This window comes from Bacillus sp. Bos-x628, from assembly GCF_040500475.1.
Taxonomy (GTDB): Bacteria; Bacillota; Bacilli; order Bacillales; family Bacillaceae; genus Bacillus; species Bacillus maqinnsis.
In genome coordinates this window covers 2836234-2851319 of record NZ_CP159358.1, presented here as the reverse complement: position 1 = coordinate 2851319, position 15086 = coordinate 2836234, and the positions used below count along the sequence as shown (strand labels likewise).

Here is a 15086-nt window from a genome sequence, read left to right as displayed (position 1 = left end):
TTTCACAAACGGACGTTTTTTTATTTTTTATTTCAACCGAAGAATTTTTTTATCTTTCAGGATAAACTATACATACAATATCAATAGATACACATAGGAGGAATAAACATGATCATCGGCATACCAAAAGAGATTAAGAACAATGAAAACCGAGTAGCATTGACACCAGGAGCAGCTTCTCAATTGCTTTCTGCTGGACACCAGATTTTAATTGAAACAAATGCTGGTTTTGGAAGCGGATTCACCGATGACGATTATATATCTGTTGGTGCAGAGATCATCGAGCATGCGAAAGATGTTTGGGCATCATCTGATATGATCATGAAGGTGAAAGAACCATTGCCTGAGGAATATCAACATTTCAGAGAAGGCCTTATTTTATTTACGTACCTTCATCTTGCAGCAGAGCCCTCCTTGGCTGAAGCATTAAAACAAAAAGGTGTCACAGCCATTGCTTATGAAACGGTAAGAGATGGAAAGTCACTTCCACTTTTAACTCCTATGTCTGAAGTTGCCGGCAGAATGGCAGCTCAAATCGGTGCACAATTCCTTGAAAAACCAAAAGGCGGGAAAGGGATTTTGCTTGCCGGTGTTCCAGGGGTATCAAGAGGCAAGGTCACCATTATTGGCGGCGGTGTTGTTGGAACAAATGCAGCAAAAATGGCGATTGGACTTGGAGCAAATGTAACACTTATTGATTTGAACGCAGAAAGACTTCGCCAGCTTGACGATCAATTTGGTCATCAAATCAAAACATTGATCTCAAATCCAGTGAATATTGCAGATTCAGTAGCAGAAGCGGACCTTCTCATTTGTGCCGTGCTCATTCCAGGAGCTAAAGCACCAACACTTGTCACAGAAGAAATGGTCAAACAAATGAAGCCTGGATCCGTAATTGTAGATGTTGCCATTGACCAAGGCGGAGTTGTGGAAACAGTCGATCATATAACAACACACGATCAACCAACCTATGTAAAACACGGTATTTTACATTATGCAGTCGCTAACATGCCGGGCGCTGTCCCAAGAACATCCACAGTTGCTCTAACCAATGTAACCGTTCCTTATGCGCTGCAAATTGCAAACAAAGGCGTTGCGAAAGCCATCAAAGAGAACAGAGCCATTGCTGAAGGGGTAAATGTAATGAACGGACACATCACACATGAAGCCGTTGCACGTGACCTTGGCTATGCCTATGTACCTGTAAGTGAAGCTATTGATCCGTCTGCTATGACAAAAGCCTAAACACGAAAACCGCCATTTGCTGTTCTGTTGGCGGTTTTCATTTGTTAACTCAAAATAAAAACAAGTTGACAAAATATCCTCTTCCCCTTAATCTATTTGTACAGAAATAGGGTAGGGGGAAACATCATGCAAAAGAAGACAAAAACCGCTGACTTTGTGCTAGTTGGAATGTTTGCTGCACTGATGGCAATTGGTGCAAATATCACAGCGATTGTACCCTTTTTACAGGTTAGCGGTATTCCATTAACGATGCAGCCATTTTTTTGTGTGCTTGCAGGTCTATTACTTGGCAGACGGCTTGGCGCATTAGCAATGATTGTTTATGCCTTAGTTGGCATCGCTGGTGCACCTGTATTCGCACAATTTTCAGCAGGCTTTGGGGTCATTTTAGGCAAAAGCGGTGGCTTTATTTTATCGTATATTCCTGCCGCATGGCTTTCCGGATTCATTCTTGAAAAGAGAAAAAAACCTGGATTTCCAAGCTTTTTTCTTGCTGCTATTGCTGGAACCACCATTATGTATGTGATTGGGACAACTTATACGTACTTGGCGTTAAATATCTGGCTCAATGCACCTATTTCCTATCAAACAACGTGGTTTTTTATGGTCTGGTTTATGGTGAAAGATTATGCCTTTACCCTGCTACTTGCGATGCTGGCACCTAAAATTAATCGTTCTGTCTCAAAAGCCACATCCTTGCGAAAAGAACAGACCGCTTCATAAATGTACAAAAAGGTTCCTTCACTTAGGAACCTTTTTGATTTTACAGAATAAGTGCCGCAAGCCAGCCAAACAAGACAAGCGGAATATTATAATAGATAAATGTAGGCACACAGGTACCCCAGATATGGTGATGCTGTCCATCCATATTCAGCCCAGACGTCGGTCCAAGGGTACTATCACTTGCAGGTGATCCCGCATCACCTACAGCCGCAGCTGAACCAATGATCGCAATGGTGGCCATCGGACTAAATCCTAAGTGTAAACAAAGTGGAACAAAGATGGTCGTAATAATTGGAATCGTCGCAAAGGATGACCCAATGCCCATTGTCACAAGCAAGCCAACCAAAAGCATCAAGATTGCAGCTAAACTCTGATTGTTTCCTATAACATGAGAGGAAGCTTTGACAAGAGTCTCAATGCCTCCTGTCTTCGTTAATACGTTCGCAAATCCAGCCGCAACAAGCATGACAAAACCGATAAAAGCCATCATGTTCATTCCAGATGTAATCAGTTCATCAGCTTCATCTCGCTTCATCATTCCAGTGACAAACAGGATAATAAGTCCTGCCAGTGCGCCGAAGATCATACCTTCAACTCCAAGGCTTTGCGATAAATAAAGCTGGACGATGAGCGAGACAAGGATGGCAAGAACCGCACAGAAAAGACTTTTTTTCGTATAAGCTGATTTCTCTACATCCGTAATATCACGATCCTCATATACTTTTGGCTTACGATAGACAAAAAGTGAGACGATTAATCCAAGAACCATGCCTGTGACAGGAATGAGCATCGCATACGGAATATCTGCTAAATGAACAGTCAATCCAGCATCTTTCATGTTGTCACGAAGCATCCCATGGAAAATTTGTCCGAAACCAACTGGAAGCAAAATATATGGTGCAGTAAGTCCGAAGGTTATGACACATGCTAGCAATCTGCGGTCAATTTGAAGTTCATTAAACACTTTTAATAATGGTGGAATCAAGACCGGTATAAATGCAATGTGAACAGGAACAACATTTTGTGAAAAACACGATACGATCAAGATGACTAGAATAATGAGCACTTTTGATAGCGTTTTTCTTCTTGTGTCGCCTTCTTTTCCAAGGAGCTTTACTGCCCCTTCCACCATTGCATCCGGAAGACCCGTTTTCGTCAGCGCAGCTGCAAATGCACCTAAAAGCGCATAACTAATAGCTACTGTCGCATTCCCTCCAAGACCGTCTGTAAATGCTTCAATCGTCCCTCCAAGACCTAATCCGCCTGCAAGCCCACCTGCTAATGCACCAAGCGCCAGCGCAATCACCACGTTGACCCGTAGCAAACTTAATATCAACATCAAAACAACCGCTAAAACCACTGCATTCATGGTGAAACCTCCAAAATCCTTTAGTTTACTAATGTAGTAGATAATTAAAGTACCAACGTATGTTACCATAGAAGAAAAACTTCGTCAAATGACGTTTTTCCTATCATCAAAAAAGCCCCGCCAACTGGCAGAGCTCTTACTTTTATTCCTTAGCTTCAAATCTTTCTACAAATGTCGCTATTGATCTCACCATTACGCCTGTTGCGCCTGTTGGACCGAAGCATGAAGATTTTTCCGTTGTTGCTGTACCCGCAATGTCTAAGTGAATCCATGGTGTGTCCTCAGCAAATTCGCCAAGGAAAGCACCTGCCATGATCGCATGACCATCACGACCAGGTGAGTTATTGAGGTCAGCCATTTTGCTATTTCGTACGCGTTTTTTATCTTTTTCTGTAATTGGCAGTTGCCAAATCATCTCTCCGCATTCTTCTGATGCATCTTTAAATTGTGCGTAGAGTTCAGGGCTATTTGTCATGACCCCTGTTGTCTCATTTCCAAGTGCAACGATTATGCCGCCTGTTAATGTAGCCACATCAACAAGCACAGATGCGCCGTGCTGCTTCGCATACGTAATCCCATCTGCTAACACCAGCCTTCCTTCTGCATCTGTATTCAGCACTTCAATGGTTTTTCCACTAAGTGACACAATGACATCATCAGGCTTCATCGCATCTGCTGATATCATATTATCTGTCGAAGCAATGACAGCAATCACATTTTGCTCTGGACGAAGCTCACCGATCATTTCCATCGCTCCTAAAACAGAAGCGGCTCCACCCATATCTGTTTTCATTCCCACCATACTTGCTCTTGGTTTTAACGAATATCCACCTGTATCATAAGTGATCCCTTTTCCAACCAGTCCGATCACATCTGTCCATTCTTCCTTGCCTTGATATTTCAGGACGATCAATTTTGGCGGTTCTGTTGAGCCTCTATTGACGGCTAGAATCCCGCCCATACCGAGCTCTTCCATTTGTTCTTTGTCCAAAATTTCAATCTCGAATTCATATTTATAAGCAAGCTCTGCCGCATAGGAGGCAAGATCAGAGGATGTCAGCATATTGGGCGGCATATTCACAAGTGTACGAGCCGAATTGACAGATTGCCCATACACTTCGCCTACTTTCAGGCTAGCCTGAATTTCAGCAACATCGTGTTCTGTTGTTACATAGACAAATTCGATAAAACGATCAGGTTCATTTGTTTTATATTTAAAATCTTGTAATTCATATGTAGCGAGCAGACAGCTTTCAGAAAGGGCATGTGCTGCATCATTAACAGGCAAATCCTTCCCAATAAACGTATCAAGTAAGACAGAAACTGCTTGTTTCTTATCCTGATGGAGCTTTTTAAATAAGTGCGCAAAGACTTCTTTTGCCTCTTCAAACGTATAATCTGATTCTTTCCCAAGACCGACAAAATAAATGCGTTTGATGCCTGTTTCAGGTGATGGGAAGAATTTAGAAAGCTGGTTTCGTTTTGAGGAAATATCGCCTTCTTTTAATAATTCAGTAATTCTTCCTTCAAGTAACTCATCCATTTCTTTTGCTTTTCCTGATAATTGGCTCTTTTGGAAAAGTCCAATGGCCAGTGTATCTTTATGTTGCAACTCATTTGTTGAGAAAAACATACTTATCACACGCTCCTTCAATGAACCCATTTTCCGCATTGGAACTTTTATTATAGCAAAATTTGTGTGTCTGTACGATCATTGCCGGTTGTCTTTGTCTAGTGAACATTTATATTTTTGAACACAAAGGGGCATCATGTAGAAGCGATCATATACTGATAAACCGGTCCATGTTCTCCTCGTTCCACATCTACTTTTTTTAATGTTATAATGAAAATGAACTTGGCAATGGTTCTTACCGCAATCATTATTTATCTTAATCGGGTAAAACGTCAACGATTTCGCACGATATTTTTTTCTTAAAGAGAGGATGTTTCTTGTTCATGAGCGTACTAACGAATTTTCCGCTGCTTGCCAGCCTTGCAGCCATCTTTTTTGCACAATTTGTAAAAGTACCTATTCAATTTATCATTTCTAGACGACTAGATTGGTCGCTCATTACAAGCACAGGCGGAATGCCAAGTTCACACTCCGCAGCAGTGACAGCACTCTCAACAGCAGTTGCTTTAGAGCACGGGCTAGGAACATCTATTTTTGCCATTTCCGCCATATTTGCTATTATTACAATGTTTGATGCGACAGGTGTTCGCAGACAGGCAGGAGAGCAAGCCACTGTTCTCAACAAACTGGTGACAGACTTTAACCATTTTGTAGTAGAAGCAAAGAATTTTCCAAGTGCAGAAGAAAAAGAGAAACAAAAGAAATTGAAAGAGCTGCTTGGGCATAAGCCGATAGAAGTATTCTTCGGGGGCTTGACAGGCATCTTGCTTACACTCATCTTAGATTATTACTTGATGTAGAAGCGGAAAAAGCTTTGGGCGTCATAGACCCAAAGCTTTTCTATTCTTTATTTGCTTGAAATTGTTGACGAAATACTTGCATAGATTCAGCTTCATTTAACTGATTTAATTCTTTTTCCGTTAAAGTGCCGTCTCCCTTTTTGATGATATACACGTCCAGCACTTTTTTACCCCATTCTCTATACACATCATCAACGGTTTCATAATATAAATCAAGCTTATGACCTTTAATGGCCTTGCCGGTATCGGCTACCACACCGTAGCCATAGTTTGGTATAAACAGCACTGTACCAATTGGAAAGACAGCTGGATCAGCGGCCACTGTTGAATATAAATCGCGTTTTACCTTTACTCCTGAATATGTAATGCCGTATGCATGATGTTCCTTCGTCTTGCCTGTTGATTCCACGCCAGCTGTATAACCCGTAGCAACGACCTTTTGCTTCGGATATTCATTCCAGTTAAAGGCTTCTTCAAGAGAAACAGCTCGTAAATCATCACTTTTCACTGCCATTGTCTGTTTACTTTTATCATGAAAAAAAGAAGATACCTGCTTGACAGCATCCGTTTCATTCATCCACGCTGCCAGATCACTTGGCTCTACTCCTGATATGCCCGTAAAGCTTGTCATGAGCGCAAGGATGAACAAGGCTGTCATGAGCATTCGTTTTATCCATGTTTTCATCTATATTTGTCACTCCTCTACCCATCTATTTGTTTCCAAACCATTTGGAAACTATGCATAGGAGAAACAAAAAACTCACTTGCAAACAAACAAGTGAGTTAAAACATTTGATAACCTCTTTTTCGAAGGGCATTGATAACAAATCCGGATGCAATTGCTCCAATAAGGCCGCTGAATAAAATGATAATATCTGCTGCAGCGAGTGATATTATACGTTCCCATATACCTGAAAAGGCAATGCCAGGCTCTCTTACATATGTAATCATTTTTTCATTATTAATAATGAAAAGGCATACAATTGGATATAAAATTGCCATTATCCATGACATTCTAAGCAACATATTCAGCAAAAAGCCAATACCAAAGAATAGCACGAAAAATAAAATAACTGAAATAATGACCACCGGTAAACTGATCACTTCATCTCCACCCCCAAATATCCCATCATTAGTTTAACTTGGAAATAGAGATGAAGTCAATCAATGGAAAATGCTTATTTACCGATACTTCTTTCCTGTCCCTTTACATTCCTCACATGTTTCAGATCCGCCGAGCAATAGCTGAAAATACCCTTTCCCTGAACAATATTGACAGGTGGACTGCTTTTCTTTTGTTTGTGTTTTCATATTGCCCACTCCTTAATCTAAATTTTCTGATAATTCACTATACCATACTTTACTGTCCAGCACCAAGTGAGAAAATCTTCCGTTTTTTATAAGAAAAAACGTGTAGACGATTGTCAGATCCCGAGCGTCGGTGCTCACGAATGTTTCATTCCCTCCGCATAGGTCTTCCTCAACTTCAAGGGTTTTCAGATCGCTGAAAAGATGACAAAGGGCTAAAATAAAAACCATTTTAGCCCTTTGTCATTCAATCTGAAAACGTGTATCACGAGGATACACGTTTTCCATTTGTTTATTTTAGAAGAATTTGAATTTACCTTTTTTCAGAACAAGTCCGGGTCCGCCAACCATGAATAAAGATCGGTTGTCGATGATTTTCTTCATGGCAGAAGCTTTCGTACCTTGCAACTTCTTGCCGAATGCAACACCTACTGCGTTGTGTTCACCAAGAGAAGCAACTGTTCCTTTGATGTCTGGCTTAAAGCTCTCAAGCGTACCGTTTTTCACTAGCGCTGCCAAGTTTTTCGCAACCGTTTCCCCTTGTTGCATTGCAATTTGCGCTGTTGGCGGGTATGGACGATTGATTTCTTCATTAATGATTAATGAACAGTCACCAATGATGAAGACATCATCATGGTCAGGTACACGAAGGTCTGGAGATACTTTTACGCGACCACGCATATTCTCAAATCCAGCTTCTTCAACAATTGGATTACCTCGTACACCTGCAGCCCAAACAACAGTACCAGCTTTGATTTCTTCTGTATCATCATCTTTCCCAACAATAATTCCTTCTTTCGTGCACTCTTTGATTGCTGTGCCGATTTTGAACTCAACACCTTTACTTTCAAGGTAGTTCACTGCATAGTCAATCAATTCTGGATCAAACCCTGGAAGAGCTGTCGGCGCAGCTTCTACACAGATAATACGAACGTCTTTTTGATCAATGTCGTACTCTTTGCAAAGCTCAGGAACACGATTTGCAAGCTCACCTAGGAATTCAATTCCTGTAAAGCCAGCACCACCAACAACGATTGTCAAACGTTCTGGGCGTTTTTCAGCTTCATTATTGTATGTGGCAAATTGAAGCTCAATGTGCTCACGAAGCTGACGAGCAGAGTTAATGTTAGAAATAGAGAATGCATACTCTTTTAGCCCAGCAATACCAAATGTTTCAGGAACAGCACCAAGCGCTACAACAAGGTAGTCGTATGAAAGTTCGCCATTTGATGTCACAACTTTCTTAGCCTCTTTATCAATGCTTTGAACTGTTGCTTGTACAAAATTGACGCGGGAACTGTTAATGACATCTTTGATTTGATAACGACAACGATCATGATGAAGTGTACCTGCACTTGCTTCATGTAGCCAAGTTGTCTCGTAATGGTAATTATGCTTGTTTACAAGGGTAATGTCCGCATCATTTGTGCCAAGCTTTTTAGTTAGTCTTGTCACTGTCATTAATCCGCCATAACCTGCACCTAATATAACGATTTTCGGTTTATTCACTGGAATCACATCCACCTTTTTTAAATTTGCTGTAAAACGGGATAAAGAATTATATATCGTTATTCTCAACCGCTTTCCGGCATTTTATGAAATTTAGACAAAAAATAAGTATGTGAAAATCTGAACTTTCACCTACAAAAATCGAAAGCATCTGACCGTTTCCGACAAAAATTCATAAAAAATTAATATTTAGTTCCCTTAACAATCATAGCGATTTCTGCTTCGTTTTTCAAGACTTTAAAAGGAAAATCCTTGTGATAAACGGACTTTCTCATTTTTGCTTCTTTTTTAAACCTACACTTCAAAAAACGACAAGTTTTTCAAAACAGTAAAATCGAAGAGATGTGGTATGATATGATATAGTGATAACAATTTTCATTTGGGAGGATTACAGGAATGCAAGAAGATTCTAAGGTATATGATATTACCGTGATCGGGGGCGGTCCAGTTGGATTGTTTACCGCTTTTTACGGGGGTATGAGACAGGCAAGTGTGAAAATTATCGAAAGTCTGCCTCAACTCGGCGGGCAGCTATCTGCTCTTTACCCTGAAAAATACATTTATGATGTGGCAGGATTTCCAAAAATCCGCGCACAAGAATTAATTGATCACTTAAAAGAACAAATGGATAAATTTGATCAAACCATTTGCTTAGAACAAGCAGTTGAATCGGTTGAAAAACAAGCTGACGGTATCTTTCAGCTTGTGACGAACAAAGAGGTTCATTATTCTAAAACGATCATTATTACAGCTGGTAACGGTGCATTCCAACCGAGAAAGCTAGAGCTTGAAAGAGCAGAAGCGTTTGAAGGAAGTAACCTCCATTATTTTATCAACGATTTGAACCAATTTGCAGGCAGACGTGTGGCTGTTCTTGGCGGCGGAGACTCTGCGGTTGACTGGGCACTCATGCTTGAACCAATTGCAAAAGAAGTATCTATTATTCACCGCCGTGATAAATTCCGTGCGCATGAGCACAGTGTAGAAAACCTGCACAACTCTAAAGTCAATGTGCTGACACCATTTGTACCTACTGAACTCATTGGTGAAGACCGCATTGAACAGATCGTGCTCGAAGAGGTAAAAGGCGACCGCAAACAAGTCCTTGATGTAGATGACGTCATCGTCAACTTCGGTTTCGTTTCTTCCCTTGGACCAATTAAGCAATGGGGCCTTGAAATTGAAAAGAACTCAATCGTCGTCAAATCCACAATGGAAACAAATATTGAAGGCTTATTTGCAGCAGGAGACATTTGTACGTATGAAGGAAAAGTCAAACTGATCGCAAGCGGATTCGGTGAAGCTCCAACTGCGGTGAACAATGCAAAAGCATACATGGATCCGAAAGCCCGTGTACAGCCTCTTCACTCCACAAGCCTATTTGAAAACAAATAAGAGCGGATCCAAAAAGGAGTTCCACCCGCGGAACTCCTTTTTCGTTTATTGAAAAACCCCAATATAGGCGTTCGCCATTCCAAGAACCATTGCAACAAGCAGCACCACAACTATACCTGCCACCACTAAAATCACTCGATCCTTCGCACGTTCCTTCTTCGGAAGCGGCTTTTCAATCCCGCAAGACGGACACATTTTCGAACGATAAGGAATCAGTTCATGACAGTTCCTGCAATTGATTTGTTCACTCAAATCTTAGCAACCTCTTTTCTGACTACAGTTTATATTTGATTTTCATGATACTCTTTTCGAACGGAAATAGCCAGTTGTGAGGGCAAGCTGTAACAAAGTTGAGCGATTTGCGAGACAAACATGTTAAACATCATTCCACATTCAGAGAACAGCGATCATCAAGTTAAGTCATTAATCAACAACCTATTATTTTAAATGTGTGAATTTTTATTGACCCTAACGTAACGTCATATTTTATAGTGGATACTATAAGGAGATGGCTTGATATGAAAGTAAAAGAAGTTGCTGAATTGTTCGGTATTAGCATTCGTACACTTCATCATTACGACCAGATTGGTTTATTGATTCCAAAAGAAGTCTCTGATAATCGTTATCGGCTCTATTCAGAAGAAAACCTTGAAACATTACAACAGATATTATTTTTCAGAGAACTTGGATTTCCCTTGAAGGAAATCAAAAAGATGATGCATAGCCCTTCTTTTAACAAGGAAGAAGCTTTTACCTTACAAAGAAAAATGTTAATAGAGAAACGAAATAAATTCGATAAAATGATTGAAAATATTGATAAGACGCTACAGCATTTGACGGGAGAAACTAAATTCACCTATAAAGAAAGGTTCGAGATTATGAACATGAAATTTAATCAATTTGAAGAAGAAGCTCGTCGGCGTTGGGGAAATCAAACTATTGATGAAGTAAGCTCAAAACTAAAGGATTTGTCTAAAGAGGAACAAATTGACTTATCCAATAGCTGGGATAGGATATTTAATAAACTAGCCTCCCTTCGCAATCATTCTCCTCAATCCAAAGCGGTACAAGTCGCAATCAAAGAATGGTATGACTTATTAAACAAAAACTTTAATCACTACTCTTTTGATGCATTTCACGGATTAGGCCAACTCTATATTCAAGATGAACGTTTTACAAAGAATATAGATCGATATGGCGAAGGCTTGGCTTCATTTATGAGCGAAGCGATGAAAGTCTTTACTACTCTTCATAAAAGGGGGCATAGCAATGAAGATTATGATTGAAAATACAGTTGATCAATATGAAAAGTTATTTTCAATGCAACACAATAAAGAACATTTTTTTCGATACACAATGATGAAACCTTTTGAAAAGATGTGGAATATGATAAACGTTCCGTTAAAAGCTAAACAGCAAAATGGCTATGATGTCATAATGGCAACCAATATGCTCGGGTATCTTGATATATCAGATACACAAACTGGGCGACAGGCATTAAAAAGATTACAAGAAATTCAAGCTCTTCAAATCGTGGATATCACCTTGCATCATTGTATGGATTTTACAAAAAAGCACAACCTTCATATAAATGCTGATGAGTTGAGATTTTGCCTATATATAGCTGATCCGAAGAAGCTTGAACTGCAAAAAAAATATTGTGGTTTTGGAGGAATTCCTGGCTTTATTCAAGTAGTATTATATCCAACTCCTTATAATATCCAACGAATTCCTGCTCTCATTGCACATGAATTCCATCATAATATCCGCTTTTCATATTTTGAATGGGATTACGGAAACGTGACAGTTGGAGATTACTTAATTATAGAGGGTTTAGCTGAATCATTTGCAAAAGAACTTTATGGTGAACACCTTTTAGGACCTTGGGTCACTTCTTTTGATAAACAGGACTTAGAATATTCAAATGAAGTGATAAAAGACGCTTTACATACGAAAGGGTTTGCTGAGGTCAGTAGTTATATGTTTGGTGATACCATTGCCAAAGAACAAGGCTATCAACCTGTCAGATTATCAGCCTTTGCAGGTTATGCAGTAGGCTATCAAGCTGTACATTCTTTCATGAAAACCAATAACGTAGGGATTGAAGAAGCTACCTTACTTGGTACAGAAGAAATACTAAGAAATTGCGAGCTTTTTTCTACTTAAATACCTTTACAAAGGAGGACATTGTTGATTGATTTAAGTCATGTCCTCTTTTTGTATCTTTAAAAACAACACAAAAAACCTCCTCGAATGAATAATCAATTTGAGGAGGTTTTAAATATTCAAAATGGATTTACAGAATTAATCGATACTAACCCTTAACACTCTTCCGGCGTACCGGTATTCGTGGCTGTTCTAAAAGAAGAACCGCAGCCGCATGACGCAATGGCGTTCGGGTTATCGATGGTGAAGCCGCCGCCCATTAATGATTGTTTGAAATCAATGATGGTTCCTTTCATGATATCAAGACTTTCGGAGTCGACGAGGACTTGAATGCCGTGCTGTTCAAACTGTGTATCTTTTTCGGCTTTTTCGTGGTCAAACCCCATCCCGTATGAAAGACCGCTGCAACCGCCGCCTTTTACGCCCACTCGAAGGAATGCATTTTCTTCTTCATGTTCTTTCATCATATCTTTAATCTGCAACGCAGCAGCTTCTGTAATCGTAACTGGTGTACTCATAATCATCCCTCCTTTTGACTGGATGTTTCTTAATCAATTATAAACGTGATGCGGTCTTTTCTCAAATATATGGTTTATAGATAGAAGCGACCATCACAAATGGTTTCAGCAGGTCCTGTCATGAGCACATGATCATTGTCCTGCCAGCGTATGATTAAGTCTCCACCCGATAAGTGAACGGTCACATCTGTTTCTTTTTTCGCATGTCCATTGACAATCGTCGATACAGTAGCTGCACATGCGCCAGTCCCGCAGGCTTGCGTGATACCTGAACCTCTTTCCCATACACGAAAATACAATTCAGTTTCGCTGACAATTTCCACAAATTCCACATTGACGCCTTCTGGGAACGTCTCGTGCTTTTCAATAATCGGTCCAAGTGTATCGAGCGGAGCTTTCTCAATGTCCTCTAAATAGAAAACGATATGCGGGTTTCCCATTGAAACGGCCGTTCCATTTAAAGTCGCAGTGCCAAAATCAAGCGGCTCATTGATCGTTGTACTGCCCGGCTCCCCCAGCATTGGCATCGCTTCTTTTTCAAAACGAGGTTTCCCCATATCCACTGTGACTAAATGAACGTGACCATCCTGTACATGTACAGTGGCTTCAACGAGCCCTGATAACGTTTCAATCTGAAACGTAGTGTCTTTCACAATCTCATGCTCATATACATATTTTGCGACACAACGAAGTCCGTTGCCGCAGTTTTTTCCCTCTGATCCATCATTGTTGAAAATGCGCATCTTTACAGGCGCAACGTCTGATGAACAAATGAGAATCATCCCGTCTGAACCGATCCCTGTATAAACTGAAGACACGCGGATTGCTATCTCTGATAGTTGCTCTTCTGGAAGTTGTTCTTGTATTTGATTAACGTAGATATAATTATTCCCTAGTCCGTGCATTTTCGTAAATTGAAATGATGTCATGAAAGTCCTCCAAACATGTTTGTTTCTTTATAGTATAAAAGGAGTCAATTCAGGAGACAATCTTATCATCCCCCGTTTTTCATACATAGAAGCTCTTTGCTGCCATGGCAAAGGGCTTTTATTATGCATATGCCTTTTTCGACCTTGTGGTACCGTTGACTATTTTTCACTACCTTTTTTAAACTTTAACGCTCCTTATGAGTGCACCATTTTCCGAGACATCTCAAAACAAACTGGAAACTTATTTCACTTTTTTGAACCATTGATGCTACTGTGTGCTAAGCAAAACGCTCCCTTTCTTGTGGTAGCAATTTTGAAAATAGAGTGTACCCCATGATGATGGCACACTTATACTCACTTACGGGTGTACCAAAATCTCTCCATTGTCAGGCGTGTGAAAATCAGTCAATGATAAATTTTTATTTATTCTGGATATTACTCATCATGCCATGTATCCTTTTTGAAATTGGATACACTGAAGTGATCACCACATACAAAATAAACAAAAATAAAGATACCCACAATACACCATTATTCCTTATAACAATCTCCTGAGCATTCAATGAATAAATCAAAACATAAAGATAAAACACACCAAACATGAATATAGCTTCACTAACATAATTGAAGAATCCCTTTTTTTTCATCAAAACTTGGGAGAACACTATATCTACAACACCCACCACTACTACTGTTAGCAAGAAAAACTTAAATAAAACTACAAAAGAATTAAAAGTACCACTTGTATTGATTGAAACATCTGGGAACAAGGACACTAATTTAAAAACTCCTAAAAACATCAAAAAAGGTGAAGAAATAATGAACATACACATAAGAAAAACAACGACAATAGCAAACATATGATCTCCAACAGAATCGTTTTTTCTTTTAGTTTTTTTACCCATTTATGCCCAGCCCTTCCTCTCTTGTCATGCCATGATGTCACCTGAATACAACAAATATAGGAAGATTTACAATGAAAACTAAGGAAAAAAATTTCCCCAAGGTCTTATAACATTCACACTAACAGCCCTCATAAACTCAGGATTTAGCGGTTTCGCATCATCTGTCTAGCCACCGAACAAAACCAATTCTTCATTTTAATGATATTTTATTAGCATAACATATTGGATGCGCTTTCTATCGATTCTCCTTGAAAATGGAAGCTCCAAGTTTTAAAAAAATGCACCTCCTGTTCCGATATGGTGCATTTAAAACATGTCATTTTCCTCTATAAAAGCATAGATACGCTCTACTAGCTGCTCTGCATTTTCTCCTGAAACAAATTCTCCATTCACAAGCGCAAATGGGGAGTCCATACATTTCCCGCAGTAGCTTAAACAACCGTATTCCATTACATCTAGGTTTGGGTCTTTTTCAAGCTTCTCTTTTGCTTCTTGAGACCCTTGTGCAAGATTGCTTACACAAAATTCGATCAGTGGAAACACTGTGCTTCACCTCACATTGCCTTTACATCCTACCGAATTTGAC

The 15086-nt window shown here is 39.7% G+C and carries 17 protein-coding genes; 6 read left to right on the top strand and 11 right to left on the bottom strand.

All coding sequences use genetic code 11. The features are described 5' to 3' along the window. The first annotated feature begins 108 nt into the window (after nt 1-108). Both ald and ABVJ71_RS14630 read left to right on the top strand, forming a co-directional pair. A complete protein-coding gene (ald, locus tag ABVJ71_RS14635) occupies nt 109-1245 on the top strand; it encodes an alanine dehydrogenase (protein ID WP_353854667.1) in 1137 nt (378 codons plus the stop codon). A gap of 126 nt (nt 1246-1371) precedes the next feature. Next, the gene (locus ABVJ71_RS14630; protein ID WP_353854666.1) at nt 1372-1968 is read left to right on the top strand and encodes a biotin transporter BioY; all 597 of its coding nucleotides are present in this window, start codon (nt 1372-1374) and stop codon (nt 1966-1968) included. 40 nt (nt 1969-2008) lie between these two features. Here the strand turns inward: ABVJ71_RS14630 and ABVJ71_RS14625 are convergent, their stop codons facing one another. Together ABVJ71_RS14625 and ABVJ71_RS14620 are read right to left on the bottom strand one after the other, a co-directional pair. Then, complete coding sequence (locus ABVJ71_RS14625; protein ID WP_353854665.1) at nt 2009-3337, bottom strand: Na+/H+ antiporter family protein; 1329 nt, start codon at nt 3335-3337, stop codon at nt 2009-2011. Nucleotides 3338-3479: 142 nt separating this feature from the next. Then, a complete protein-coding gene (locus ABVJ71_RS14620) occupies nt 3480-4970 on the bottom strand; it encodes a leucyl aminopeptidase (RefSeq protein WP_353856702.1) in 1491 nt (496 codons plus the stop codon). 323 nt (nt 4971-5293) lie between these two features. On the opposite strand from ABVJ71_RS14620, the gene ABVJ71_RS14615 reads away from it, so the two are divergent. Beyond that, nucleotides 5294-5770: a divergent PAP2 family protein gene (locus tag ABVJ71_RS14615; RefSeq protein WP_353854664.1), complete on the top strand. Its 477-nt coding sequence runs from the start codon at nt 5294-5296 to the stop codon at nt 5768-5770. Nucleotides 5771-5810: 40 nt separating this feature from the next. On the opposite strand, the gene ABVJ71_RS14610 is transcribed toward ABVJ71_RS14615, so the two are convergent. The 4 genes from ABVJ71_RS14610 to ABVJ71_RS14595 form a co-directional block, all read right to left on the bottom strand. Then, nucleotides 5811-6455 carry a 3D domain-containing protein gene (locus ABVJ71_RS14610; protein ID WP_353854663.1) on the bottom strand — a complete coding sequence of 215 codons (645 nt, stop codon included), beginning with the start codon at nt 6453-6455 and terminating at the stop codon, nt 5811-5813. Between the two features lie 98 nt (nt 6456-6553). Beyond that, nucleotides 6554-6874: a YuiB family protein gene (locus tag ABVJ71_RS14605; protein ID WP_353854662.1), complete on the bottom strand. Its 321-nt coding sequence runs from the start codon at nt 6872-6874 to the stop codon at nt 6554-6556. A gap of 78 nt (nt 6875-6952) precedes the next feature. Next, nucleotides 6953-7081: a YuiA family protein gene (locus ABVJ71_RS14600; protein WP_353854661.1), complete on the bottom strand. Its 129-nt coding sequence runs from the start codon at nt 7079-7081 to the stop codon at nt 6953-6955. A gap of 294 nt (nt 7082-7375) precedes the next feature. Next, on the bottom strand, nt 7376-8593 hold the full coding sequence (locus tag ABVJ71_RS14595; protein ID WP_353856701.1) for an NAD(P)/FAD-dependent oxidoreductase: 1218 nt from the start codon (nt 8591-8593) through the stop codon (nt 7376-7378). 390 nt (nt 8594-8983) lie between these two features. On the opposite strand from ABVJ71_RS14595, the gene yumC reads away from it, so the two are divergent. Next, nucleotides 8984-9982 carry a ferredoxin--NADP reductase 2 gene (gene yumC / locus ABVJ71_RS14590; protein ID WP_353854660.1) on the top strand — a complete coding sequence of 333 codons (999 nt, stop codon included), beginning with the start codon at nt 8984-8986 and terminating at the stop codon, nt 9980-9982. 45 nt (nt 9983-10027) lie between these two features. On the opposite strand, the gene ABVJ71_RS14585 is transcribed toward yumC, so the two are convergent. After that, nucleotides 10028-10234: a hypothetical protein gene (locus ABVJ71_RS14585; RefSeq protein WP_353854659.1), complete on the bottom strand. Its 207-nt coding sequence runs from the start codon at nt 10232-10234 to the stop codon at nt 10028-10030. Nucleotides 10235-10500: 266 nt separating this feature from the next. On the opposite strand from ABVJ71_RS14585, the gene ABVJ71_RS14580 reads away from it, so the two are divergent. Further along, nucleotides 10501-11268 carry a MerR family transcriptional regulator gene (locus tag ABVJ71_RS14580; protein ID WP_353854658.1) on the top strand — a complete coding sequence of 256 codons (768 nt, stop codon included), beginning with the start codon at nt 10501-10503 and terminating at the stop codon, nt 11266-11268. Further along, the gene (locus ABVJ71_RS14575) at nt 11252-12148 is read left to right on the top strand and encodes a DUF2268 domain-containing protein (protein WP_353854657.1); all 897 of its coding nucleotides are present in this window, start codon (nt 11252-11254) and stop codon (nt 12146-12148) included. The genes ABVJ71_RS14580 and ABVJ71_RS14575 overlap by 17 nt, the downstream gene beginning before the upstream one ends. Nucleotides 12149-12303: 155 nt before the next feature. Here ABVJ71_RS14575 and ABVJ71_RS14570 read toward each other — a convergent pair whose 3' ends face one another. The 4 genes from ABVJ71_RS14570 to ABVJ71_RS14555 all read right to left on the bottom strand — a co-directional run bounded on the left by ABVJ71_RS14570 (nt 12304) and on the right by ABVJ71_RS14555 (nt 15043). Beyond that, nucleotides 12304-12666, bottom strand: coding sequence for an iron-sulfur cluster assembly accessory protein (locus tag ABVJ71_RS14570; RefSeq protein ID WP_353854656.1), 363 nt, complete (start codon nt 12664-12666; stop codon nt 12304-12306). Between the two features lie 74 nt (nt 12667-12740). Continuing rightward, complete coding sequence (dapF, locus tag ABVJ71_RS14565) at nt 12741-13595, bottom strand: diaminopimelate epimerase (protein ID WP_353854655.1); 855 nt, start codon at nt 13593-13595, stop codon at nt 12741-12743. A 419-nt stretch (nt 13596-14014) separates the two neighbouring features. Then, on the bottom strand, nt 14015-14500 hold the full coding sequence (locus ABVJ71_RS14560; protein ID WP_353854654.1) for a hypothetical protein: 486 nt from the start codon (nt 14498-14500) through the stop codon (nt 14015-14017). 306 nt (nt 14501-14806) lie between these two features. Beyond that, nucleotides 14807-15043, bottom strand: coding sequence for a YuzB family protein (locus ABVJ71_RS14555; protein WP_008346813.1), 237 nt, complete (start codon nt 15041-15043; stop codon nt 14807-14809). Nucleotides 15044-15086 lie beyond the last annotated feature (43 nt).

Bases quoted from the DNA above. Each gene is read 5' to 3' on its own strand.
- ABVJ71_RS14560 (WP_353854654.1), bottom strand. From the start codon at position 14,500: ATGGGTAAAAAAACTAAAAGAAAAAACGATTCTGTTGGAGATCATATG.
- yumC (WP_353854660.1), top strand. From the start codon at position 8,984: ATGCAAGAAGATTCTAAGGTATATGATATTACCGTGATCGGGGGCGGT.
- ABVJ71_RS14630 (WP_353854666.1), top strand. From the start codon at position 1,372: ATGCAAAAGAAGACAAAAACCGCTGACTTTGTGCTAGTTGGAATGTTT.
- ald (WP_353854667.1), top strand. From the start codon at position 109: ATGATCATCGGCATACCAAAAGAGATTAAGAACAATGAAAACCGAGTA.
- ABVJ71_RS14610 (WP_353854663.1), bottom strand. From the start codon at position 6,455: ATGAAAACATGGATAAAACGAATGCTCATGACAGCCTTGTTCATCCTT.
- ABVJ71_RS14575 (WP_353854657.1), top strand. From the start codon at position 11,252: ATGAAGATTATGATTGAAAATACAGTTGATCAATATGAAAAGTTATTT.
- ABVJ71_RS14620 (WP_353856702.1), bottom strand. From the start codon at position 4,970: ATGTTTTTCTCAACAAATGAGTTGCAACATAAAGATACACTGGCCATT.
- ABVJ71_RS14580 (WP_353854658.1), top strand. From the start codon at position 10,501: ATGAAAGTAAAAGAAGTTGCTGAATTGTTCGGTATTAGCATTCGTACA.
- ABVJ71_RS14570 (WP_353854656.1), bottom strand. From the start codon at position 12,666: ATGAGTACACCAGTTACGATTACAGAAGCTGCTGCGTTGCAGATTAAA.
- ABVJ71_RS14625 (WP_353854665.1), bottom strand. From the start codon at position 3,337: ATGAATGCAGTGGTTTTAGCGGTTGTTTTGATGTTGATATTAAGTTTG.
- dapF (WP_353854655.1), bottom strand. From the start codon at position 13,595: ATGACATCATTTCAATTTACGAAAATGCACGGACTAGGGAATAATTAT.
- ABVJ71_RS14615 (WP_353854664.1), top strand. From the start codon at position 5,294: ATGAGCGTACTAACGAATTTTCCGCTGCTTGCCAGCCTTGCAGCCATC.
- ABVJ71_RS14600 (WP_353854661.1), bottom strand. From the start codon at position 7,081: ATGAAAACACAAACAAAAGAAAAGCAGTCCACCTGTCAATATTGTTCA.